At 52.5% G+C, this 24,056-nt stretch carries 20 protein-coding genes; 8 read left to right on the top strand and 12 right to left on the bottom strand.

The features are described 5' to 3' along the window. Positions 1 to 34: 34 nt before the first annotated feature. The gene (gene spfP / locus NXT09_RS22645) at positions 35 to 82 is read left to right on the top strand and encodes a small protein SpfP (RefSeq protein ID WP_071892919.1); all 48 of its coding nucleotides are present in this window, start codon (positions 35 to 37) and stop codon (positions 80 to 82) included. A 206-nt stretch (positions 83 to 288) separates the two neighbouring features. On the opposite strand, the gene yihA is transcribed toward spfP, so the two are convergent. Next, a complete protein-coding gene (gene yihA / locus NXT09_RS17375; RefSeq protein WP_029367904.1) occupies positions 289 to 924 on the bottom strand; it encodes a ribosome biogenesis GTP-binding protein YihA/YsxC in 636 nt (211 codons plus the stop codon). Positions 925 to 1,127: 203 nt separating this feature from the next. Here yihA and yihI point away from each other — a divergent pair, with 203 nt between their 5' ends. Then, positions 1,128 to 1,682 carry a Der GTPase-activating protein YihI gene (gene yihI / locus NXT09_RS17370; RefSeq protein WP_268580690.1) on the top strand — a complete coding sequence of 185 codons (555 nt, stop codon included), beginning with the start codon at positions 1,128 to 1,130 and terminating at the stop codon, positions 1,680 to 1,682. A gap of 321 nt (positions 1,683 to 2,003) precedes the next feature. Then, positions 2,004 to 3,377, top strand: a complete 1,374-nt coding sequence (hemN, locus tag NXT09_RS17365) for an oxygen-independent coproporphyrinogen III oxidase (RefSeq protein WP_268580689.1) — start codon at positions 2,004 to 2,006, stop codon at positions 3,375 to 3,377. Positions 3,378 to 3,435: 58 nt separating this feature from the next. On the opposite strand, the gene NXT09_RS17360 is transcribed toward hemN, so the two are convergent. The 4 genes from NXT09_RS17360 to glnA form a co-directional block, all read right to left on the bottom strand. Continuing rightward, the gene (locus NXT09_RS17360; RefSeq protein WP_015842303.1) at positions 3,436 to 3,558 is read right to left on the bottom strand and encodes a YshB family small membrane protein; all 123 of its coding nucleotides are present in this window, start codon (positions 3,556 to 3,558) and stop codon (positions 3,436 to 3,438) included. Positions 3,559 to 3,701: 143 nt separating this feature from the next. Then, positions 3,702 to 5,114 carry a nitrogen regulation protein NR(I) gene (gene glnG, locus NXT09_RS17355; RefSeq protein WP_010298133.1) on the bottom strand — a complete coding sequence of 471 codons (1,413 nt, stop codon included), beginning with the start codon at positions 5,112 to 5,114 and terminating at the stop codon, positions 3,702 to 3,704. Between the two features lie 8 nt (positions 5,115 to 5,122). Next, complete coding sequence (gene glnL, locus NXT09_RS17350; RefSeq protein WP_010298136.1) at positions 5,123 to 6,172, bottom strand: nitrogen regulation protein NR(II); 1,050 nt, start codon at positions 6,170 to 6,172, stop codon at positions 5,123 to 5,125. Between the two features lie 217 nt (positions 6,173 to 6,389). Further along, positions 6,390 to 7,799, bottom strand: coding sequence for a glutamate--ammonia ligase (gene glnA / locus NXT09_RS17345; protein WP_010281651.1), 1,410 nt, complete (start codon positions 7,797 to 7,799; stop codon positions 6,390 to 6,392). Between the two features lie 369 nt (positions 7,800 to 8,168). On the opposite strand from glnA, the gene typA reads away from it, so the two are divergent. The 4 genes from typA to fabY all read left to right on the top strand — a co-directional run bounded on the left by typA (position 8,169) and on the right by fabY (position 12,344). Further along, positions 8,169 to 9,992, top strand: a complete 1,824-nt coding sequence (gene typA, locus NXT09_RS17340) for a ribosome-dependent GTPase TypA (protein WP_010298147.1) — start codon at positions 8,169 to 8,171, stop codon at positions 9,990 to 9,992. 162 nt (positions 9,993 to 10,154) lie between these two features. Beyond that, a complete protein-coding gene (gene yihX, locus NXT09_RS17335; protein ID WP_268580688.1) occupies positions 10,155 to 10,766 on the top strand; it encodes a glucose-1-phosphatase in 612 nt (203 codons plus the stop codon). Positions 10,767 to 10,830: 64 nt separating this feature from the next. Then, the gene (gene dtd, locus NXT09_RS17330; protein ID WP_010281657.1) at positions 10,831 to 11,268 is read left to right on the top strand and encodes a D-aminoacyl-tRNA deacylase; all 438 of its coding nucleotides are present in this window, start codon (positions 10,831 to 10,833) and stop codon (positions 11,266 to 11,268) included. Positions 11,269 to 11,402: 134 nt separating this feature from the next. Beyond that, positions 11,403 to 12,344, top strand: a complete 942-nt coding sequence (gene fabY, locus NXT09_RS17325) for a fatty acid biosynthesis protein FabY (protein WP_205551867.1) — start codon at positions 11,403 to 11,405, stop codon at positions 12,342 to 12,344. 174 nt (positions 12,345 to 12,518) lie between these two features. Here the strand turns inward: fabY and NXT09_RS17320 are convergent, their stop codons facing one another. From NXT09_RS17320 to gmk, 7 genes are all read right to left on the bottom strand, one after another. Continuing rightward, on the bottom strand, positions 12,519 to 14,210 hold the full coding sequence (locus NXT09_RS17320; RefSeq protein ID WP_268580687.1) for an AsmA family protein: 1,692 nt from the start codon (positions 14,208 to 14,210) through the stop codon (positions 12,519 to 12,521). 157 nt (positions 14,211 to 14,367) lie between these two features. Beyond that, positions 14,368 to 15,756 (bottom strand): nucleobase:cation symporter-2 family protein, encoded by a 1,389-nt coding sequence (locus tag NXT09_RS17315; RefSeq protein ID WP_010281660.1) that lies wholly within the window; start codon positions 15,754 to 15,756, stop codon positions 14,368 to 14,370. Between the two features lie 360 nt (positions 15,757 to 16,116). Continuing rightward, positions 16,117 to 18,198, bottom strand: a complete 2,082-nt coding sequence (gene recG / locus NXT09_RS17310; protein ID WP_268580703.1) for an ATP-dependent DNA helicase RecG — start codon at positions 18,196 to 18,198, stop codon at positions 16,117 to 16,119. Then, entirely contained in the window at positions 18,198 to 18,890 is a 693-nt protein-coding gene (gene trmH / locus NXT09_RS17305; RefSeq protein ID WP_095993239.1) for a tRNA (guanosine(18)-2'-O)-methyltransferase TrmH, read from the bottom strand. The genes recG and trmH overlap by 1 nt, the downstream gene beginning before the upstream one ends. Positions 18,891 to 18,895: 5 nt before the next feature. Beyond that, a complete protein-coding gene (gene spoT, locus NXT09_RS17300) occupies positions 18,896 to 20,995 on the bottom strand; it encodes a bifunctional GTP diphosphokinase/guanosine-3',5'-bis pyrophosphate 3'-pyrophosphohydrolase (RefSeq protein ID WP_240584124.1) in 2,100 nt (699 codons plus the stop codon). Between the two features lie 18 nt (positions 20,996 to 21,013). Then, positions 21,014 to 21,289 (bottom strand): DNA-directed RNA polymerase subunit omega, encoded by a 276-nt coding sequence (rpoZ, locus tag NXT09_RS17295; protein WP_005968230.1) that lies wholly within the window; start codon positions 21,287 to 21,289, stop codon positions 21,014 to 21,016. Positions 21,290 to 21,342: 53 nt separating this feature from the next. Beyond that, a complete protein-coding gene (gene gmk / locus NXT09_RS17290) occupies positions 21,343 to 21,966 on the bottom strand; it encodes a guanylate kinase (protein ID WP_268580686.1) in 624 nt (207 codons plus the stop codon). Between the two features lie 321 nt (positions 21,967 to 22,287). Here gmk and ligB point away from each other — a divergent pair, with 321 nt between their 5' ends. After that, on the top strand, positions 22,288 to 23,979 hold the full coding sequence (gene ligB / locus NXT09_RS17285; protein ID WP_268580685.1) for an NAD-dependent DNA ligase LigB: 1,692 nt from the start codon (positions 22,288 to 22,290) through the stop codon (positions 23,977 to 23,979). Positions 23,980 to 24,056 lie beyond the last annotated feature (77 nt).

Here is a 24,056-nt window from a genome sequence, read left to right as displayed (position 1 = left end):
GGGTAGAGTTAAAGACGTAGGGTACAGAGGTAAGATGTTCTATCTTTCAGACCTTTTACTTCACGTAATCGGATTTGGCTGAATATTAGCCGCCCCGCTCAGTTTTGAGCGGGGCGTTTTTTATGGGCTTTATCCAGGATTTTTGCCCTTAAAACGCGAGTAACTGCCTGATCGATAGTTGTGAGTCAGCACGGTTTCGCGTGTGAAAAGAACATCTCGGGTGGGTGAGCATTGCGGGAAAGTGGGGGGCGTGATGCGAGTGATGATACTCTGCACCACGCGAAAGGATTACTCTGCTTCTTGTTCTTCTTCAGCGTGTTCCAACGTGCTGAACCAGTTATCCAGTTTCTGCCGTAGTTTATCGACGCCGAGCTTTTTCAGTGACGAAAATGCTTCGACCTGAATGTCACCCATAAATGGCAAGACAGCCTCGCGAACCATGTTCAACTGAGTCTTACGTGCGCCTGAAGCCAGTTTATCGGCTTTGGTCAGCAGCACTAAGACGGGAAGCTGGACATCAACAGCCCACTGAATCATTTGCTGATCGAGATCTTTCAGCGGATGGCGAATATCCATCAGCACAACCAGACCCTTAAGGCTGTTACGCTTTTGCAGGTATTCACCGAGCGCACGTTGCCATTTGATCTTCATTTGCTCCGGCACTTCGGCATAGCCATAGCCGGGAAGGTCGACCAAACGCACGCCGTCTACCACCTGGAACAGGTTAATCAACTGAGTACGGCCCGGCGTTTTACTGGTTCGTGCCAGGTTTTTCTGGTTGGTCAGCGTGTTCAGTGCGCTGGATTTTCCGGCATTAGAGCGCCCAGCAAAGGCCACTTCAATACCGCTATCTGTTGCCAGATGGCGAATATCCGGGGCGCTGATGATAAAACGCGTCATGTGGTAGTTATATTGCTGGGTCACGATGGTTATCTCTATCTGGATCTCTGTCTGGTTGGGGATTATACCTGTAACTGACAATAAAGGCGGCTTTATCTGTCTTGAAATGCAGCAGACTGATGCGAAAAGAAAAGCTCGGCCGTCTGATGTGGACGCTTTTTTATTCGCGGGCTTTCTGCTAGATTCCGCCGCACTTCCCTTATATCTGTGTACCTGAGAACAATATTATGAACCGACCTGTCAAAGGGGCTGCCGATAAGGCAGGGAAACCCAAAGTAAAAAGAAAGACCCGCGAAGAGCTGGAACGTGAAGCGCGCGAGCGGAAAAAAGATAAAAAGCATCGTGGCAACGCGTCGGGTAGCCGAACTCAGGAAAAAGCGTCTACCGATCAGCGTTCCGGTCAGCGTAAAGCTGCCGATCCGCGTATCGGCAGCAAAAAGCCTGTACAGCTTGGCGTGTTAGAGAGCGCTGTGGCTAAACCGAAGCCTAAGTCGAAGCCTTCTGAGCCTGTGGAGAAAGTCGTTGCTGCCAAGCCGACAATGTCACCGGAAGAAGAGCTGGAAATGTTAGAAAACGATGCGCGCCTGGATGCCTTGTTGGATCGTCTGGATAGCGGCGAGACGCTAAGCGCCAAAGATCAGTCATGGGTTGATGAAACGCTGGATCGTATCGACATCCTGATGGAAGAGCTTGGAATCGAGCTGGGTGATGATGACGAAGAAGAGCAGCAGGAAGATATGCTGCAGCTTTTGAAACGTAATAACCCGAAAGACACGTTCTAATCAATGAAATGGCTGTTTCTGTTCCTGATATTGCTGGTTGCGTTTTATCTGCTCTGTCTGTTCAGTAAACTATGGCTATTGTCGAAGCGTAAGCATCGGTTGCATCGCGCCCTGTTTAACGGGCGCATGAATCAGGTACGACGGCCAAGACAAAAACGCCGGGAGCGTTTTTGAACGTCACAGCGTGACGGCCCTTTAGGGCGAGTCTCATGGATGAGACGAGTAACAAAACGCCGGGAGCGTTTTTGAACGCCATTTTTTGGTGATCTGAAGGAGGGGAAGGATAACCCACCGAGTAAAAACTGGAAGGAGTGAGCGAATATGTCGATACCGTCCGTTGACTGGGATCTGGCCCTGATTCAAAAATATAACTATTCTGGGCCGCGTTATACGTCTTATCCCACAGCGTTAGAATTCAGTGAAGCTTACGATGAGCCAGCGTTTCAGCAGGCCATTGCCCGTTATCCGCAGCGACCGCTGTCGCTGTATATCCACATCCCTTTTTGCCATCGGCTGTGCTATTTCTGCGGCTGTAATAAGCTGGTTACGCGTCAGCAGCATAAAGCGGATGAATACCTTGATGTGCTGGAGCTGGAAATCCGCCAGCGTGCGCCGCTATTCGCCGGGCGAACGGTGACGCAATTGCATTGGGGTGGCGGTACACCAACCTATCTGAATAAAGTACAAATCAGCCGACTGATGTCGCTGCTGCGCGAGCTGTTCTCTTTTTCCGATCAGGCTGAGCTGTCGCTTGAAGTCGATCCGCGAGAAATTGAGCTGGACGTCCTCGATCATCTGCGTGCCGAAGGGTTTAACCGCCTGAGTATGGGCGTGCAGGATTTTAATAAAGACGTGCAGAAGCTGGTCAATCGCGAGCAGGATGAAGACTTTATTTTTGCCCTTATTGAACGGGCAAAAGCGCTGGGTTTCACCTCAACCAATATTGATTTGATTTACGGCCTGCCGAAACAAACGCCGGAAAGTTTCGCCTTTACGCTACAGCGCGTTGCGGAATTAAGCCCGCATCGGCTTAGCGTCTTTAACTATGCGCATTTACCCAGCCTGTTCGCCGCGCAGCGCAAGATTAAAGAAGCAGACTTACCGAGCGCGGAGCAAAAGCTGGATATTCTGCAACAGACGATTGGGTCGCTGACGCAATCGGGCTATCAGTTTATCGGTATGGATCACTTTGCTCGCCCGGACGATGAACTGGCGGTGGCGCAGCGAGAAGGGAAACTGCATCGCAATTTCCAGGGCTATACGACGCAGGGCGATAGCGATCTGCTTGGGATGGGTGTTTCGGCGATTAGTATGATCGGTGATAGCTATGCTCAGAACCAGAAAGAGCTGAAGCAGTATTATGCGCAGGTCAAAGATCAAGGGAATGGCTTGTGGCGTGGGTTACAGCTGACGCGTGATGATTGCCTCCGCCGCGATGTAATTAAGACTCTCATTTGTAATTTCCAGCTTAGCTATGCGCCCATTGAGGCGGAATACGCTATCGATTTTAAAACCTACTTTGAGCAGGATTTAGCACTGCTTGCTCCGCTGGTGGCCGATGGGCTGGTCGATAGTCATGAAGATGGGCTGGTGGTGACGCTGAAGGGACGGCTGCTGATCCGCAATATCTGTATGTGCTTTGATGTCTATCTACGTAGCAAGCTCAGAACCCAGCAATTTTCCCGTGTGATTTAGTCAAAAAAACAGCCAGTCGGTGCAAACATCGACTGGCTGCTCTCGAACGCTTATTGGATTAACTAAAGAAGTTAATCAGTGCAGCACACAAAACGGCGGCAATAGCAGCCTGCGGCGAATGGCTTGCCGCAGAGCCAATTTCAGCGCCATGTGTTGCAACGGAAATCAATGAATCCAGCATGGTGTTCCTCCCGAATCAGCGACACGATCATACTGCTGACTCGAGGCAAGTAAAGTACAAATTAATGACAATTTCGTGCGCCAGATTGTATTTTTTATCACCAGTTTGTTTGTTAACAATTGAGCAATAAAAAAGCAATCTTGCTACTCCATTCCCAGCTCTTTTAATTTACGCGTCAGGGTATTTCTGCCCCATCCCAGCAATCTTGCCGCTTCCTGTTTATGCCCCTGCGTATGTCGCAGTGCCGTCGTCAGCAACGTTCTTTCCATTTCCGGCTGTGCCTCTGCCAACAGATTTTGATGACCGGAACGCAGCGCGCGATCGGCCCATTGTGCCAACAGCGTGGCCCAACTGTCCGGCAGAATATGCACGGTGGAATCTGGTGCCGTGGTCTCGAACAGTTCAGGCGGCAGATCCTGAATCAGCACTTCCTGACCGGCGGCCATGACCGTTAACCAGCGGCAGGTATTTTCCAATTGGCGCACGTTGCCGGGCCACGGTAAACGGGTTAGCGCCGTTTCCGCTTCTGGATGCAAATTCTTCGGTTCGACGCCCAGTTCTTTGGCGGTAGCCTGCAAGAAATAACGCGCCAGGCGGGGAATATCTTCCCGACGTTCGCGCAGCGGCGGCAGATGGACGCGGATCACATTCAGGCGGTGGAACAAATCCTCACGGAACTTGCCTTCCTGCACGCGTTGCTCAAGGTTTTGGTGCGTTGCCGCAATAATGCGGACATCCACTTTCACCGCGGCATAGCCGCCGACGCGATAAAACTGTCCGTCAGCCAATACGCGCAGCAAACGTGTTTGCACGTCTAGCGGCATATCGCCGATTTCATCCAGAAACAGCGTACCGCCATCGGCTTGCTCAAAGCGGCCCTGACGAATCTGGTTTGCGCCCGTAAACGCGCCTTTTTCATGGCCGAACAGTTCTGATTCGATCAGATCCTTGGGAATGGCCGCCATATTCAGCGCGATAAAAGGGGCTTTGGTACGCGGGCTGTGGCGATGCAGGGCGTGCGCGACCAACTCTTTACCCGTTCCCGATTCGCCGTTAATCAGCACGCTGATCGACGAGCGAGACAGGCGACCGATGATGCGAAAGACATCCTGCATCGCGGGGGCTTCGCCGATAATGTCCGTCGTCGGGCCATTGATTGGCTGGTTACGTACCGGCTGCTGCTGTTCCAGATAATGGCTGATCGCGCGCTCAACCAGCGCAACGGCTTCATCAATATCGAATGGCTTCGGCAAATAGTCGAACGCACCCTGCTGATAAGCGCTGACGGCGGCATCCAGATCGGAATGTGCCGTCATAATGATGACCGGGAGCATCGGGTGGCGCTGTTTGATTTGCTGTAAGAGCGCTAATCCATCCATCCCTGGCATACGGATGTCGGACAGCAGAACGTCGGGCGTTTGTGTCGCCAGCGCATGCAGTACCTGATTTCCGTTCTCAAACGTTGCGCAGGTTAAACCCGCACCAGCAAGCGCGCGCTCAAGCACCCAACGGATGGAGCTATCGTCATCGACAATCCAGACTATCCCTCGTTGCATTGTGAACCTCACTGGCGAATGGGCAGGTAAACCGAGAATTCGGTGTGTCCTGGCCAACTGTTAAATTCAATTTTACCGGAGTGTTGGTCGATAAGACTGCGGGCGATGGAAAGCCCTAAACCGGTTCCCCCTTCGCGTCCGCTCACCATCGGGTAAAACAGTGTGTCCTGTAGTTGAGCAGGTACGCCGGGGCCGTCATCTTCCACATCAATACGAGCGGCGAGACGATAGCGCACACCGTGTAGCGTGAGCTGAAAAGCCGTGCGGGTACGTATCGTAATCGTCCCGCCTTCCTCGCCCAGCGCCTGTAGCGCGTTGCGGGTAATATTCAGCAGTACCTGTTCAATTTGATCGGGGTCATGAGTCAGCTCTGGCAGGCTGGGGTCATAGTCTTTCACCAGCGTCACGTTATCTGGCTTTTCCAGTGAAACGAGCTGGCAAACGCGTTCGGCGACCTGATGAATGCTTTGGGTGACGTGCAGGCCGGGCTGCTGTGGCCCCAGCAGGCGATCAACCAGATTACGCAGGCGATCCGCCTGTTCAATAATGACCTTGGTATATTCCGTCAACGCCGGGTCGGGCAGTGCTTTAGCAAGCAACTGCGCGGCACCACGCAATCCGCCAAGCGGATTTTTTATCTCATGCGCCAGACCCCGGACCAAATCACGGGCGGCCTGCTGTTGTGCATGTTGAAGCTGTTCCTGACTGAGGCGGCGCTGGTTATCCATCGGCGCCATTTCCAGCAGGATAAAATCGTTTTGTACCCGCTGAGCGGTGAGCGACATGATGTGCGCTTTGCCATCTACGACGATAGTGACTTCGTTATCCGTAAAACCTTGCCCTGAATCCAGACTTTCACGCAGTAAATCGATATTCAGAGAAAAGTATCCCAGCAAATCGGGCAGCGGCGTGCCGGATAATTTACGCGAACTTTGTGCCAGTAATTGCTGTGCTGCCGGGTTGGAATAGTGAATCGCCAGATCGTTATCCAGCAATAAGATGCTGTTTATCAGGGAATTTAGGATCTGCCCAGCATCGGGCAGCGTGCCTGTTGCCATAACGCAGACTCCCGCACCGTCGTGGTGCATTGTAGTGTGAATGATGGATGTTACGTCGCAACGGCCAATGCCGGTGGTGAAAAAAGCCCATCCGAAGATGGGCTGAAGCGTTTCCACGGCAACAAAAACAAACTTCTTAGTATTCTGTTGTTTATCGGTCATGGTCGGGTATCAGCACACCCAACCACGCCGAGGTAGAGATTAGACGCTGTCGTTATTAGACGCTGTAGTACAGTTCAAACTCAACTGGGTGCGGCGTCATGCGAACGCGGTCAATCTCAGATTTACGCAGTTCGATATACGCTTCGATAGCGTCGTCGGTGAACACGCCACCACGGGTCAGGAACTCGCGGTCTTCGTTCAGTGCAGCCAGGGCCTCGTCCAGAGAACCTGCAACTTTTGGAATCTCTGCTTCTTCTTCCGGCGGCAGGTCGTACAGGTTTTTGTCCATTGCATCGCCAGGGTGGATTTTGTTGATGATGCCGTCGAGGCCAGCCATCAGCAGTGCAGCGAAGCACAGGTACGGGTTAGCAGCTGGATCCGGGAAGCGCGCTTCGATACGACGTGCTTTCGGGCTAGCAACCACTGGGATACGGATTGAAGCAGAACGGTTACGGGCAGAGTAAGCCAGCATAACTGGGGCTTCGTAGCCTGGGACCAGACGCTTGTAGGAGTTGGTAGTCGGGTTCGCCAGGGCGTTGATAGCTTTAGCGTGCTTGATAACACCGCCGATGTAGAACAGTGCCATTTCAGACAGGCCGCCGTATTTGTCGCCAGCGAACAGGTTAGTGCCGTCTTTAGACAGAGACATGTGGCAGTGCATACCAGAACCGTTATCACCAAACATTGGTTTTGGCATGAAGGTCGCGGTTTTACCGTAGGCGTGAGCCACGTTGTGCACGACATATTTGTAGATCTGAATTTCGTCAGCTTTTTTGGTCATGGTGTTGAAGCGGGTAGCCACTTCGTTCTGACCAGCAGTAGCCACTTCGTGGTGGTGAGCTTCAACAACCAGACCCATTTGCTCCATGGTCAGACACATAGCAGAACGGATGTCCTGTGATGAGTCGACTGGTGGAACTGGGAAATAGCCGCCTTTCAGACCTGGACGGTGACCTTTGTTACCGCCTTCGTATGCTTTACCGGAGTTCCAGTACGCTTCGATATCGTCGATAGCAACGTGGGAACCGGAAGTGCTGCTGCCGAAACGGATGTCATCGAACAGGAAGAATTCTGGCTCAGGCCCGAACAGGACGGTATCGGCAATGCCGGAAGAACGCAGGAAATCTTCCGCACGTTTCGCGATGGAACGCGGGTCGCGGTCATAACCTTGCATCGTGCCTGGCTCGAGGATGTCACAACGAATGATCAGTGTAGAATCTTCGAAGAACGGGTCGATCATTGCGGTGCTAGCATCGGGCATCAGAACCATGTCTGACTCGTTGATACCTTTCCAGCCGCCAATCGAGGAACCATCAAACATTTTACCTTCTTCGAAGAAGTCGGCATTGACTTGATGAGCCGGAATGGTGACGTGCTGCTCTTTACCTTTAGTATCAGTGAAGCGTAAATCAACAAACTTCACTTCGTGCTCATTCAGCATCGTCAAAACATGTTCTGCGGACATACTTGGTTCTCCCGATTGGTCATTTATCGTCGTGGAACGAATATCGTTGTGGATTGATGTTGTTGCCGTGAGTAGACTAAAGCTAAAAGTGTGCCAACTTTTTAAATGTGTGCAATGTGTTGCCCCTTGGGGCTTTCTCACGTAAACCCACTGCACCATTATAGTCTAAAGCACCAAAATGGTGCTTAATATGTGAATTATTGCACTTATTTGGTGCATTCATGTTCGCTTGTAGCGCTTTTGCACCGTGAAAGGGATCACAAAGCAGGCAGCTCTAGGTTGTTTATCATAGATGCTTGTGATCTTGTTTAGTCCCTCGATTAATACGTGTACAATAGCGCGCTATTTCTAAATGCCTGAGGCAAAGCTGTGATCGAAAATTTGCGTAACATCGCCATTATTGCGCACGTTGACCATGGGAAAACCACCCTGGTTGACAAGCTGTTGCAACAATCCGGAACGTTCGGTGAACGTGTCGAAGCAACCGAGCGTGTAATGGACTCCAACGATTTGGAGAAAGAGCGTGGAATTACCATCCTCGCAAAAAATACCGCCATTAATTGGAAAGACTACCGTATTAACATCGTAGATACCCCGGGACACGCCGACTTCGGCGGCGAGGTTGAGCGTGTAATGTCGATGGTTGACTCGGTACTGCTGGTTGTTGATGCGATGGATGGCCCGATGCCGCAAACGCGTTTCGTGACCAAAAAAGCATTTGCCAACGGTCTGAAACCAATTGTTGTTATCAACAAAGTTGACCGTCCTGGTGCGCGTCCTGACTGGGTTGTCGATCAGGTATTCGACCTGTTCGTGAACCTGGATGCGACTGACGAGCAGCTGGATTTCCCGATCATTTATGCTTCAGCGCTGAATGGTATCGCGGGTCTCGACCATACCGACATGGCGGAAGATATGACTCCGCTGTATCAGGCGATTGTTGATCACGTTTCTCCGCCTCAGGTTGAGATGGATGCGCCGTTCCAGATGCAGATTTCTCAGCTGGACTACAACAACTATGTTGGCGTTATCGGTATCGGCCGTATCAAGCGCGGTAAAGTTAAGCCTAACCAGCAAGTCACTATTGTTGATAGCGAAGGCAAAACCCGTAACGGTAAAGTCGGTAAAGTTCTGACTCACCTGGGTCTGGAGCGTATCGATGCGACTGAAGCGGAAGCGGGCGATATCATCGCGATCACCGGTCTGGGCGAGCTGAACATTTCCGACACCATCTGCGATCCGCAGAATGTCGAAGCGCTGCCAGCACTGAGCGTCGATGAACCTACCGTTACCATGTTCTTCAACGTCAATACTTCACCATTCTGCGGTAAAGAAGGTAAGTATGTTACGTCGCGCCAGATTCTGGAGCGTCTGAACAAAGAGCTGGTACACAACGTTGCCCTGCGCGTTGACGAAACCGAAGACGCTGATGCGTTCCGCGTTTCTGGCCGTGGTGAATTGCACCTGTCAGTTCTGATCGAAAACATGCGTCGTGAAGGCTTTGAACTGGCTGTATCACGTCCGAAAGTTATCAACCGCGTTATCGACGGTCGTAACCAAGAGCCGTTTGAAAACGTAACGCTGGACATCGAAGAACAGCACCAGGGTTCAGTCATGCAAGCCATGGGTGAGCGTAAAGGTGATGTGAAAGACATGATTCCAGATGGCAAGGGTCGTATCCGTCTGGATTACCTGATCCCTGCTCGTGGTCTGATCGGTTTCCGTACCGAATTCATGACCATGACGTCTGGTACCGGTCTGCTGTACTCCACGTTCAGCCACTACGATGACGTGCGTCCAGGTGAAATCGGCCAGCGTCAGAACGGCGTACTGATCTCTAACGGTCAGGGTAAAGCTGTCGCGTTTGCGCTGTTCAGCCTGCAGGATCGCGGTAAGCTGTTCCTCGGACACGGTGCAGAAGTGTATGAAGGCCAGATCATCGGTATTCACTCACGTTCTAACGATCTGACAGTAAACTGTCTGACCGGTAAGAAACTGACCAACATGCGTGCATCGGGTACCGATGAAGCAACCACACTGGTTCCGGCGATCAAAATGTCTCTGGAACAAGCGCTGGAGTTCATCGATGACGACGAACTGGTTGAAGTTACGCCGCAGTCGATCCGTATTCGTAAGCGTCACCTGACCGAAAACGATCGTAAACGCGCTAGCCGCGGCAGCAAAGACGTCTAATTTCAGACGGATTTGTCTTGTTACGCAACAGGGCACCTTCGGGTGCCCTGAATTTTATGCGCTTTCTTCCACTTTAACCTTTCCTTTAGATTTCCTCCCTGTTCAGTTTCTTCATTTCCCGCTACAGTGAAAATCCTACGATTACGTCAGGAGGTCACTGCCATGCTGTATATCTTTGATTTAGGCAATGTCGTCATAGATATTGATTTCAATAGAGTATTGGGTGTCTGGAGTAATCTGAGCAGCGCGCCGCTCGCGACGTTGCAAGAGCGTTTTGTCATGGGCGAAGCGTTTGAACAGCATGAGCGGGGTGAGATCAGCGACGAGGAATTTGCTGCCAGACTGTGTCAGGAAATGGGCATCGCCCTGAGCTTCGAACAATTCACCGCTGGCTGGCAGGCTATTTTTGTCGCGTTGCGTCCTGAGGTTATCGACATCATGCAGCGCCTGCGTCAGGAAGGGCACCGCGTGGTGATTCTGTCGAATACCAATCGTCTCCACTGTTCACACTGGCCTGCGCTATTCCCAGAAGTGGCAACGGCGGCTGACAGACTCTACCTGTCACAAGATATTGGATTACGTAAGCCGGAGCTGGCGATTTACCAATACGTTCTGACAGAGGAAGGTGTTTCGCCTGCGCAAGCCGTCTTTTTTGACGATAATGCCGCGAACATCGATGCGGCCCAAAGCCTGGGTATTCACAGCATTCTGGTTACCGATCGTCAGGTAGTACCGGATTTTTTCGCCATGCAGGCGACGACGGCTAAAGCATGATTTATATCGTAGGGGCGGACATCGCCCCTATTGGGAATGATGACATCAGGAGTAGTCGGGTTTTATGATTGCGCTAATTCAGCGAGTATCCAGCGCCAGCGTTACGGTAGAAGGCAGTGTGGTTGGGGAAATCGATAAAGGTTTGCTGATCCTGCTGGGCGTTGAGCAGGGCGATGACGAACAAAAAGCCACGCGACTCTGCGAACGTGTGTTGGGTTACCGCATATTCGGTGACGATGACGGGAAAATGAATCTCAATGTTCGTCAGGCTGGCGGCAATGTGCTGGTGGTTTCGCAGTTTACGCTGGTGGCTGATACGCAGCGTGGCATGCGGCCTGGGTTTTCTCGCGGTGCGCATCCTTCAGAGGCCGATCGCCTCTATCAGTATTTTGTCGGACAGTGTCGTGAGCAAGGTGTTCACACGGAAACAGGGCAGTTTGCGGCGGATATGAAAGTGGCATTGGTGAATGACGGCCCGGTGACGTTCTGGCTACAGACATAGGGTTGTAACGTCATGGTGTTGTAACGCTATCGTTGTGAAGTGCTATTACCGCTGTCGTTTCGTGCATAAATTTGTCAGTGGTCCAATCTTATGAACCCCGATGCATTGAGGCATCTCGGTATAGAGGAAGGGTTATGTATCATTTGAGAGTACCTGAAAGCGCGGAAGAACTGGATGCGTACTATCAATTTCGCTGGGAAATGCTGCGTAAACCTCTACGCCAGCCGCTGGGTTCTGAGCGTGATGCTTACGATGCCCTGGCACATCACCAAACCGTGGTGGATGAGCAGGGAAGGCTGGTCGCGATTGGGCGTCTTTCTATCAATGCAGATAATGAAGCGGCAATCCGTTTTTTAGCCGTTCACCCCGATGTGCGAGGGAAAGGGTTAGGTACGCTGCTTGCGATTACCCTGGAGTCAGTCGCGCGTCAGGAAGGCGTCAAGCGTGTGGTCTGTAGCGCCCGTGAAGACGCAATGGATTTCTTCTCCAAGCTGGGCTTTGTTAATCAGGGTGAAATCACCGCGCCACAAACCACACCCGTGCGGCACTTCCTGATGATTAAACCGGTGGCTACTCTGGATGACATTTTGCATCGTCCTGACTGGTGCGGACAGCTTCAGCAGGCCTGGTATGAGCACATTCCCCTGAGTGAAAAAATGGGTGTGCGGATAAGCCAGTACACCGGAAAGCAATTTATTACCACCATGCCTGAAACGGGAAATCAGAACCCGCATCATACGCTTTTTGCCGGCAGTATGTTTTCTCTCGCTACGCTCACCGGGTGGGGATTAATCTGGCTGTTGCTGCGTGAACGGCACCTCGGTGGCACGATAATTCTGGCGGATGCGCACATTCGTTACAGTACGCCGGTGAGTGGCCGACCGAATGCCATCGCTGATTTAGGATCGCTGAGTGGCGATCTGGATCGCCTCGCGCGTGGGCGTAAGGCGCGTGTGCAGCTCAATGTTGAGCTCTTCGGTGATGACAATAAAGGGGCGTTATTTGAAGGCGTTTATATCGTGTTGCCTGCTCAACCGGATGCACCGCTGGAAGAAGGTGGATCGGAAGCGGATTAATACGCAGCGACCATATTATGATGGCCTTCCTATCGGTACATCAACGCTTCACTCTAACCTGCAGTATCTTATGACTGTTGTACCGCAAGACACAAGTACCCTGTGATTTTCACGGGGTTTGTCTGGTTGTTTCAGCATGCCATGACGTTGCGGATATTCTTCTAGCCTCCGAATTTACGGCGTTTCTGTCACAGTACCCTGATGCATCTGCTGCCTTATCGGGTTGTCGTTGCTATCCACGCCTTGCAGCGTACCGTTTAGCGTCGGCTTCAACGGCGTATCAGCGGCAAGCCGTCCATTCAGTTGCAATTGCAGATTCGTATTACCCGTCGGTGCGGTTGCGGGCTCTGGCCATCCCCAACGCGTCAGAACATCCAGCGGTACGGCGCGTCCTGTCAGTGACAGGGAGAAATTGCGTGCCGGTTGCTGGCTGATCGTTGCCTTGGCATCCAGCATGCCATTTTGCGTAAACGCGCTGAGTTCGTTAATGGCGATCTGGTTATCGTCGGCTACCAGTGCCATCGAAGGACGGCGGACATCGACTTTATTAAACGTCGCGTCGCTGGCATTAAGATTCAACGATCCTGTCCACATTCCCCACTGGTGGTTGCGAGCCAGCAGCAAATTGCTGCCGTAGCCATCTAATGCGGTTAGCTGGAAGGGGAAGTCTGGGTTGATATCGATTATCAGGTTGCGGTTCGCCGTGAATTTTCGCACATTCACTTCTGCCAGCCATGATGGCAGGGTCGCTTGCCAGCGTTGACGCCAGTCGCCGGGGAGCGTGTACTCCATCCCTGCGACAACAAACTCATTCAGCTGTAAACGGTGGTTACTGCGCTGCCAACTGCCGTTGGTTCGCAATAAACCGCCTTCCCAGCGCGTAGAGAACTGTTTGATGTTAACGCCCGCCGGTGACAAATCCAGATTCACGATAGGGTCGATAAGGTGCATGTTGCCGTTCACAATGTCGGTCGCATTGAATGACAGCGTTCCCCCTTCGCTCTGCCAGTCATTCTGCTTAAACGTGACATTTTGCAGGGCAACATCAAGGTCGATAAACGCCCATCCCGGCCCTTCAATGCGGGCATCAATCAAATCAAAGCGGTCAACCGTAACAGAAGGCAGCTCGGTCACGGGCTGCCAGAAGGCCTCCGGCGTTCTCTGCGTTTGCAAACGGACATTGCTGAGTCGCAGGCTACCGATCTGCCAACTGCCGTCTTCTGCGCGGCTGGCATTGCCCGTTAGCTGCCCCTGAGCGACATCTGCGCCGAAATTGCTCAGAATCAGCTGGTTGTGGTTGATTTCGCCCTGAACCAATACCTGACTGGCGGGAATATCGTTGAGTTCGAGTGAGCGGGCGCTGAGTTGGAACTGTCCCTGCTTGCCCAGCAGATAGCCCGCCTCAGGCTGCCACGGCATCATTCCGCCGTTAATTTGTTGACCATTCAGACGCCAATCGCCGTCCTTTGCCTGCAGTGCCATCGTACGCAGCTGTAGCACATCGGCTTCGATAGGGAGTGTGGCAGCCTGTGAGGAAAGATTTAGCGTACCGCCTTCCAGTTCGAGACTGGCGAAGTGGCGTGGATCGGTAATTTGACGGGCGCTAAACCCGGCTGAAATCTGCTTTGCAGTGAGTGTTGGCGGCTGATTTTTCTGGCCAAAACTGACATCGGTGAGTTGGATATGATCGGCTGTTGACCAGTCATGATTAATTTTGCCCAGTGACAACTGGTAGTCGGTATTCTGGTTTACCCAATTACTCACCCAGCCTGCTGCCCAACTGGTTTGCAGTAATACATATACGACCACTAGCGCTAAAAAGGCCAGCAGCAGTAGGGTCAGCAATAATTTCCCGATAAATTTCATCGTGTCAGTCCATGCCAATCGTCAGGGAGAACTGTTCTTATGCCGCAATTTCCCTGAAGGCTCAATAGGTAATGCTGTTACAGACAGTAAAAAGCGAGCGGTGTTGCATCACCGCTCGCTTTTACATGAACTGAACTGAAATTATTGCGGGCTGGCGCTATTTTTCTTCGTGTGGGAAGACAATATTCAGCACGATTGCCGTAATCCCGCCAGCGGCGATACCGGAAGACAGCAATGTTTTAATCCAATCCGGTGCGAACTGCAGAATCAGCGGCTGCTGCGATACGCCAAGGCCAACAGCCAGAGACAGCGCAATAATCATGATCGCACGACGATTCAGCGGCTCACGGGACACAATACGCACACCAGAAGCGGCGATCGTACCAAACATCACGATAGTGGCACCGCCCAGAACTGGCTCTGGAATATGCTGCACAAATCCGCTAACGGCAGGGAACAGACCCAGTGCGATCAGCATCAGCGAAACCACGAAGCCCACATAGCGGCTGGCAACACCAGTAAGCTGGATGACGCCGTTATTCTGGCCGAAACAAGAGTTAGGGAAGGTGTTGAATACGGCAGACAGGCAAGAGTTCAAGCCGTTTGCCAACACACCACCTTTTAAGCGTTTCATGTACAGCGGGCCTCTGACCGGCTGCTCTGAAACGTCGGAGGTCGCGGTGATGTCACCGATGGTTTCTAACGAGGTCACCATGAAGACTAGCATCAGCGGAATCAACAGGTTCCAGTCAAAGCCTAGACCGTAATGCAGCGGCGTGGGCACCATAATGACCGTGTCGTTTTGAGCAGGCGCATTTTCCGGCAGCATTCCCATCAACCAGGCACCCAGATAACCCACCGCCATGGCAATCACCAGCGACGCGACGCGCAGGTAAGGGTTACGCTGGCGGTTAAGCAGAATAATAACCAGCAACACCACACCTGCTAATAGTAAGTTCTTAGGTGCGCCGAAGGTGTTATTACCCATTGCGGCATAGCCGCCGCCAATGGAGGTCAGGCCGACTTGAATCAGCGACAGCCCAATGATCATCACCACAATGCCGGAAACCAGCGGGGTAATGATGCGGCGGGTTAAATGCAGGAAGCGTGAAAGAATGATTTCGGTGAAGGAAGCGACCATCAGCGTACCGAACAGTGCTGCCATCATCGTGGGAACATCTGCTCCGCCATTTTTCAGTGCCAGTCCACCCATAATCAGCGGCGTCACGAAGTTAAAGCTGGTGCCCTGAATAGACAGCAGACCAGAACCGACAGGACCCCAGGTTTTAATTTGTAGAATAGAGGCCAGACCGGAAGCGAAAAGCGACATGCTGATGATGCGCTGCGTATCTTCCGCGGGTAAACCTAATGCCTGACAGATTAGTAGCGCGGGGGTAATCACCGCAACAAACATGGCAAGTAGGTGCTGACTGGCGGCGAACAGCGTTTGCGGCAGCGGCGGCCGGTCTTCAAGATGATAGATGAGTTCACTGCGCTGAGGTGCGGCAGCGGCTTCTGTTTGGGACGTTTCCGTGGTGGTTGTCATGATGTAAGTTGGCGTTCCTGAAACGACAAAGAGCGCATTTTAATGATCTCTTTGCTGAAAGCAAACGTTTGCTAACGCATCTTTTTGATATGAATTTTGTCTGACAAGCAAGGCCTTATTATTTAAGGGGATATACCCGTCATACTTCAAGCTGCATGTGCGTTGGCCGCGTTCACTCACCCGAATCACTTACTTGAGTAAGCTCATCGGGATGAAATGAGAGACATCCTGTCTCTCACCGAAGGCCAGCCGCTGGCTGGTCAAATTCGTTCCCGACGAATTTGTCCTTCGCTTGCCGCCTTCCTGCAACTTGAATTATTTGGTGTATAGTTTTAAAAAATGAAGAATGCGCTGCTGCGATTAGGCGTTGGTGTACCGTGCACGTTCTGGTAGCCAGCGTTCGATGAGCGCGATGGCATGCTCGGGATAGTGTTCGTGCAAGTGGCGAGCAACGCGCTGCACCTGTGGAATCAGATCCTGATCGCGCAGGAGGTCAGCGACTTTAAACTCGGCATTGCCCGTCTGGCGCGTACCGAGTAATTCACCCGGCCCGCGAATTTCCAGATCGCGTTGCGCGATAACAAAGCCATCGTTGCTATCGCGTAGAACCTGAAGCCGTTTTTGTGCCGTCTTGCTCATCGGCGTTTTGTAGAGCAGCACGCAGTGAGATGCCACCGCGCCGCGTCCGACGCGACCACGCAATTGGTGCAGCTGTGCCAGACCCAGACGCTCCGGGTTCTCGATGATCATTAGGCTGGCATTCGGCACATCCACACCTACCTCGATGACGGTCGTCGCCACCAGCAGTTGTAGCTCGCCCTGTTTGAAAGCCTGCATCACCGCCTGCTTTTCCTGCGCTTTCATGCGGCCGTGAACCAATCCAACCTTGAGATTCGGCAGTGCCGCCTTCAGCTCTTCGCTAGTGGCTTCTGCTGCCTGCGCTTCCAGCAGGTCGGATTCTTCGATCAGCGTACACACCCAATAGGCCTGCCGCCCTTCCTGCTGACAGGCATTATTCACGCGCTCGATAATGTCGCTGCGGCGTGAATCCGGTATGGCGACGGTGGTGACGGGGGTTCTGCCCGGCGGCAGTTCATCAATGACGGACGTATCCAGGTCGGCATAGGCCGTCATCGCCAGCGTACGGGGAATCGGTGTCGCGGTCATGATCAATTGATGAGCATGAAAGCCCTGTTCTTCGCCTTTTTCCCACAGCGCAAGGCGTTGATGCACGCCAAAGCGGTGCTGTTCATCAATGATGACCAATGCCAGCCCGTTGAATTTTACCTGCTGCTGGAAAATAGCGTGCGTCCCGACAACCATGGAAACCTGACCGCTGGCGATGGCATCCTGTTGCGCCTGACGCGCTTTCCCTTTTTGTTTGCCAGCCAGCCAGCCGACTTCAAGCCCTAGTGGTTCAAACCACTGACGGAAATTATGGGCGTGCTGTTCGGCCAATAGCTCTGTTGGCGCCATCAGCGCGACCTGTTTGCCGTTGGCAATCGCGCGTAATGCTGCCAGTGCGGCGACCAGCGTTTTTCCTGAACCGACATCGCCCTGCACCAGACGCATCATCGGGAAATCTTTCGCCATATCCGCTTCAATTTCGGCTACGACACGTTCTTGCGCCTGCGTGGGGTTGAACGGCAGGGCAGCGAGTAACTGTTGCTTCAAACCGTCCTGCGCCTGTAGCGGCGAGGCTTTATGCCGTTGTTCCCCCGCCCGCACGGCGAGCATACTCAGGTTATGCGCCAGCAGTTCTTCCATAATCAGCCGCTGCTGTGCCGGGTGTTTCCCGTGCTCAAGCTCGCTGAGCTGCATATCTGGCGGGGGACGATGTAAGGTGCGTAGTGCGTCTGGCAGGCTAATGAGCGAGCGACTTAGAGATTCAGGCAGCAACTCATCGATGTGGTTGGCATCGAGCAACGCCAGCGCCTGATCGGTCAGTTTACGGAGCGTGGCCTGACGAACGCCCTCTGTGGAAGGGTAAACTGGCGTGAGCGATTCTTGTAACTCGACCTGCGTACTCTCCCCCTGAACTCGATATTCAGGATGGATGATCTCCGCGCCGATTTTGCCACGCTTGATTTCGCCATAAGCGGTAACGCGCTGCCCCGGTGCGAGGCTGTTTTTCATCGCGGCGCTGAAATTGAAGAAGCGCATGGTCAGCATGCCGCTGCCGTCGCTGATTTGGCAGGTCAACATGCGACGGCTGCCAAAGGTGATGTCGTTGCGTAGGATTTCACCTTCCACGGTGGCATACATGCCGGGAAGAAGGTCGCCAATCGGGTAAAGATGCGTGCGGTCTTCGTAGCGGAGAGGTAAGTGCAGCAGGAGGTCCTGCACGGTTTCCAGCCCGAGTCGCGCGAGCTTCGCAGCCTGACTTGCACCCACGCCGGTAAGTGTACTCAGCGGTTGGGTGTTCAGCAGGCGGCCTTTCATCAGCACTCCGACGATTGCATCGCGGCCCACCACGGGGTATCCGCTACAATCTGACCCTGATGGTCAATATAAGGACGAGGCAGCCCTTTACGTTTTGCGACGCGCGCCAGTACCGGATAGCCCCCTTCAAAAAGCAGGCGCTGTTGCTCTTCCTCATCCAGCGGGCTATCTTCACGCTGATACATACCAGCGATCTGGCGCTGGCGCTGGGCTTCGTACAGGATCAACGCCGAGGCCACGGAGACATTCAGCGACTGCACCATGCCAGTCATCGGAATGATGATATCCCGATCGGCCAGTTTGAGCGCTTCGGCAGTAATACCGGTTTTTTCTTGTCCGAGCAGAATACAGGTGGGGCGGGTGTAATCAATTTCCCGAAAATCGACCGCATGTTCAGACAAATTGGTCGCCAAAACCTGCATGCCTTCAGCCTTCAGGTGACCAACCGCATCACCTATGTTGCGATGGGTTTTCACCTGTACCCAGCTATTGCTGCCTGCCGCGGAGGAAACCAGCGTTTTCATCCTGCTGGTGGGCCAAATCGCATGGACCTCATGCACACCGACAGCATCCGCAGTACGGATAACCGCAGAAACGTTATGAGGTTTATGCACCTGCTCCATGCAAATCGTCAGGTCGGGCTGACGACAGTTGAGCATTTCTTTTATACGTGCATAACGTTGAGGGGTCATGACGATTAATTTCGGTTACGGTTAACTTTAATGACATCCGGCATCACGCGGATTTTACGCATAATATTGGCCAGATGAACGCGATCGAGAGTCGTGAGACGGATAAAGGCACTGTATACGCGGCCGTCCTTCTCTTCCGTATTGATGCTCTGAATATTGGAATTTGCGGCGTTGATCGCTGCCGTCAGGTTTGCCAGCGCGCCCTGATGGTTGAACATATCGACTTTGATTTCGGCGATGAACTCTTGTTCCGTCACCTTATCCCACTCTACCGCCATGAATTTTTCAGGTTCTTTCTGATAGCCGCGAATATTGCGACAGGATTCATGGTGAATAACCAGCCCTTTACCGGGACTGACGTGGGCAATAATCGGGTCACCGGGGATGGGGCGGCAGCATTTAGCAAATGAGATCATGACGCCATCTGCGCCTTTGATCGGCAATTTGCGCAGCCCGGTGGTTCCCAGTTCAGATTGTTCGTTCAGCAGATTTTTCGCCACAACGACGCTCATGGCATTACCCATACCAATTTCCGCCATCAGATCGTCCAGCGTAGCGAGCTTCATGCGCTCAAGCTCAAGCTGAATCGACTTTTCAGGGATGTCGGAGAGTTTGCGGCCGTTGCCCAATGCGTGATTCAGCAAACGGCGACCGAGGCTCACGGAATCATCACGCTTGAGGTTTTTCAGCATCTGGCGAATTTTGGAGCGCGCTCTGGAGCTAACCACGAAGTTAAGCCATGCGGCATTCGGTCTGGCACCCGGCGCGGTAATGATTTCAACGGTTTGGCCGCTGGTGAGCGACTGTGACAGCGGGTAAGGCTGGCGGTCGACGCGGGCGCCGACGCAGGCATGCCCAATATCGGTGTGTACCGCGTAGGCGAAATCGACGGGCGTCGCGCCTGCGGGGAGTTCCACAATACGGCCTTCCGGCGTAAAGACGTACATCTCGTCAGGGAAGAGATCGGATTTCACGCTTTCGATAAATTCGAATGAGCTACCGGCACTTTGCTGGAGTTCCAGCAGGCTTTGCATCCAGCGTTGAGCGCGGACCTGTGCCGTTGTGCTGCTCTCGCCTTCTTTATAGGCCCAGTGCGCAGCAACACCCATTTCCGCCATTTGATCCATGTCGTCGGTACGAATTTGTACTTCGACCGGCACGCCGTGCGGGCCAATCAGAGACGTGTGCAGCGACTGGTAGCCGTTAGCTTTGGGAATGGCAATGTAGTCTTTTACCCGACCTGGGCGCGGCTTATACAGGCTGTGAACCTGGCCGAGCACGCGATAGCAGGTGTCCAACTCTTTCACGATGACCCGGAACGCGTAAATATCCATAATGGAATGAAAACGCTGCTCTTTCAGGTGCATTTTGCAGTAGATGGAATACAGGTGTTTTTCGCGACCGCTGACGCGGCAGGCAATCCCGGCTTCAGTCAAACGCCCTTCGATTTCCGACAGGATTTTCTGAATCATTTCCTTGCGGTTACCGCGTGCGGCCTTGACGACCTCTTTAATGACGCGATAACGGTTCGGATACAGCGCCTCAAAACCCAGCTCTTCCAGCTCGGTTTTGAGGTGATGGATACCCAGCCGATGTGCCAGCGGGCTGTATATTTCCAGCGTTTCACGGGCAATACGGCGGCGCTTGTCCGGGCGCAATGAGCCCAGCGTGCGCATGTTATGGGTACGGTCTGCGAGTTTGATCAGGATGACGCGAATATCTTGCACCATCGCCATGATCATTTTGCGAAAGTTTTCAGCCTGCGCTTCTTTTTTATCTTGGAACTTCAGCTTGTCCAGCTTGGACACGCCCTCTACCAGTTCAGCAACGCTTTTACCAAAAAGCTGTTCCATGTCCTGATAGGTGGCGGGGGTGTCTTCTATGACATCATGCAGCAGTGCTGCCATCAGCGTTTCGTAATCGAGACGCATCTCCGCCAGAATACAGGCGACGGCAACAGGGTGTGTGATATAGGGTTCACCGCTGGAGCGAGTCTGCCCCTCGTGAGCATCACGTGCAACTAAGTAAGCCTGCTGTAAACGTTTGATCTGATCTTCTGGCAGATAACGTTGAATCAGCAGATTAAGGCTTTCAAAAATGTACAAGGGCGACTCGTGGTGTGATTAACGACGGCCTTCAGCAATCGCGGTAACCGCCTGAATCTCTGCGGCTTCCTGCTCTTGCTGTTCCTGACGGTCACGAACATCCAGAATCTGGTTGTTGATCAGACCTTCTTCGATTTCACGCAGTGCGATCACGGTGTACTTATCGTTTTCTTCAGGAACCAGCGGATCTTTGCCGCCAGTCTGGATTTGACGGGCGCGACGAGCAGCGACCAACACCAGGTCAAAACGGTTACCAATTTTCTCTACAGCGTCTTGAACAGTTACGCGTGCCATAATGTGCTACTCCACAGGAAATAAAATGACTGCGCATCATACTTAAAGAGGCGTCAGTCTGCCAATAGTTTGGTGATTAATGCATCATGCCGAACCTGTTGTCTGCTCAAACGCAGACGTTCGGCGCGAATAATGGTTTTTAGATCGAGCAGCGCCAGATCGAAATCATCATTCACAATCAGGTAATCATACTCGCCGTAATGCGTCATTTCAGCCACTGCCTGAGACATACGACGGGCAATGACTTCATCGCTGTCTTGTCCACGGCCACGCAGGCGGCGAGCCAACTCTTCTTTTGACGGCGGCAGAATGAAAATACTGCGTGCGTGCGGCATCTGGGCGCGGATTTGCTTGGCTCCCTGCCAATCGATATCCAGAAAAACATCAACGCCAGTCGCTAATACCTGCTCAATTGTCGGCCGGGATGTACCGTAATAATTGCCAAAGACTTCAGCGTGTTCCAGAAACTCGTTATCCTGAATCATACGCTTAAATTCATCGACTTCGACGAAGAAATAATGTTCGCCGTGGTTTTCTCCCGGTCGTTTAGCTCGCGTGGTATGCGAAATCGATACCTGAGTGTCGTAAAGCGGCTGAGTTTTTAATAACGCCTGAATCAGGCTGGATTTCCCAGCTCCACTGGGAGCAGAAACGATATATAACGTGCCTTGAGCCATAATGAAGTTTTATTAACGGTTACGATGGTGAATGGTGATATGCAGCAGAAAAATGCGCATTTCCCCGTATTATACACGCCTATATGTCATCAGTCGCGCTGCGATAAATTCTCCGCTGACTGTTTTTTCGTTATGCCATCGGGAAAACTTTTTGCCAACGTTTCTTTTTTAGATTGCGAAGCGCGTTCCCGTCTTTTTTATCGCTGCTGCAAACGATGAATCATCTTGCGGCGCGTTTGGCATTTCTCCTTTTTTTGCCTCGTATTTTCCTCTCCGTTGCTATGTACTGCGGCTCTTCGCTAATGGATGGCAGGAGGGTTTATGTGGCTCAGGATCCGCACATTTTTAATCATCATCGTCATGGGAGGCATCAGCAATTTCCCCGCCATGGCTGCGGTGTGCCCCGATTGGGATAGCACGCGTTCCAGCAAAGAAATTGATGCATTGCGTCACCAGTTAGAACAGTGGGATGACGTGTATTACACCGAAGGGAAAAGCCCGATAGAAGATGACGTTTACGATCAACTGCGGGATCAGTTAAACCAGTGGTTAGGTTGTTTTCAGCCTCAAAACGCTATTTCTGCTCGGTTACCCGATAATGGCAAACAGCCTCACCCTGTTGCCCATACGGGACTGAAAAAATTGTCTACGCGCGGGCAACTGGTGCAATGGATCGCACCGCGGGAGGATTTATGGATTCAACCAAAAGTTGATGGTGTGGCCGTCACGCTGGTCTATCAGCACGGTAAGCTCGTGTCTGCGGTTAGCCGGGGTAACGGCCTGCAAGGTGAAAACTGGACGGAAAAGGTGCGCCTGATTCCGGGAATTCCTCATCTATCAACCGATGCACCTTCCTCATTGGTACTACAAGGGGAGCTTTTCCTGAAGATGACCGATCATCGGCAGCGTACTCAGGGCGGCGTTAATGCCCGCTCGGTCGTGGCTGGTGAAATGCGTCGCCATCAGCCATCTCCCGTGTTGTCGCAGATTGGTCTGTTTGTCTGGGAATGGCCGGATGGCCCAAAGACGATGCCTGAGCGTCTGGAGAAATTGAAGGAAATGGGGTTTGCGATGACGGCGGACTATACCCATGCTATTGGGTCATTCGCCGACGCGGAGAAATGGCGTAATCACTGGTATCACACTCCGCTGCCCTTCGTGACGGATGGTGTGGTTATCCGCCAGACTAAAGAGCCGCAGGGGCGCTATTGGCGTAATACATCAGCTGACTGGGCGATCGCATGGAAATACCCACCTGTTCATCAGGTTGTGGAAGTGGCTGATGTGGTATTTTCTGTCGGGCGGACGGGTAAGATTGCTGTGGTGTTAAAACTCAATCCTCTTAAATTGGATGACAAATCAGTCAGTCGGGTGAATGTGGGCTCTCTGTCGCGTTGGAAACAGTGGGACGTGTTGCCCGGTGACCGGGTGAGCGTCAGTCTGGCGGGGCAGGGGATTCCACGTCTGGATGATGTGGTATGGCGGGGTGTTGAACGGCCTGCCATCGTTTCCCCCAATGAACATGATTTCCATGCTTTTAGCTGTTTTCGGTATAGCGCGGTTTGCCATCAGCAATTTCTGGCACGCTTAGTTTGGTTGAGTGGTGAACAGGGATTGAATCTGGCGGGAGTGCGTGAAGGAATGTGGCTGCGCCTGATACAACATGGTCTACTAGAAGATGTGCTGTCATGGCTATCTCTGACGGAGGCACAGCTTAATGCGATCAATGGTATGGGCGATAAGCGGGCGCGAGATATTTATACGAGCTTGCAGTCGGCACGGCAGATGCCACTATCCCGCTGGTTGCTTGCGCTGGGTATTCCTGTGCCTCGATCCGCCATTAGCGCATTGGATAGTGTGGATTGGTTGGCGTTACAGCAATGGACAGCGCAACAGTGGCGGCAGTTCTCTGGTATCGGAGAACGGCGTGCGGAAGAGATTATGGCGTTCCTGAAGCACCCTATCGTGGTGGAATTAATTGCCCGATTAGATCGCGAAGGTATACATAGATAAGCGGTGGTGATTTTTCATAACAGATTGGGATCGCTCCTTTTATTTTTTCGTGGATTCATTCACATAAAAGGACAATT

The organism is Pectobacterium jejuense, assembly GCF_026800125.1.
Taxonomy (GTDB): Bacteria; Pseudomonadota; Gammaproteobacteria; order Enterobacterales; family Enterobacteriaceae; genus Pectobacterium; species Pectobacterium jejuense.
This window is presented reverse-complemented; position numbering and strand designations above follow the sequence as displayed.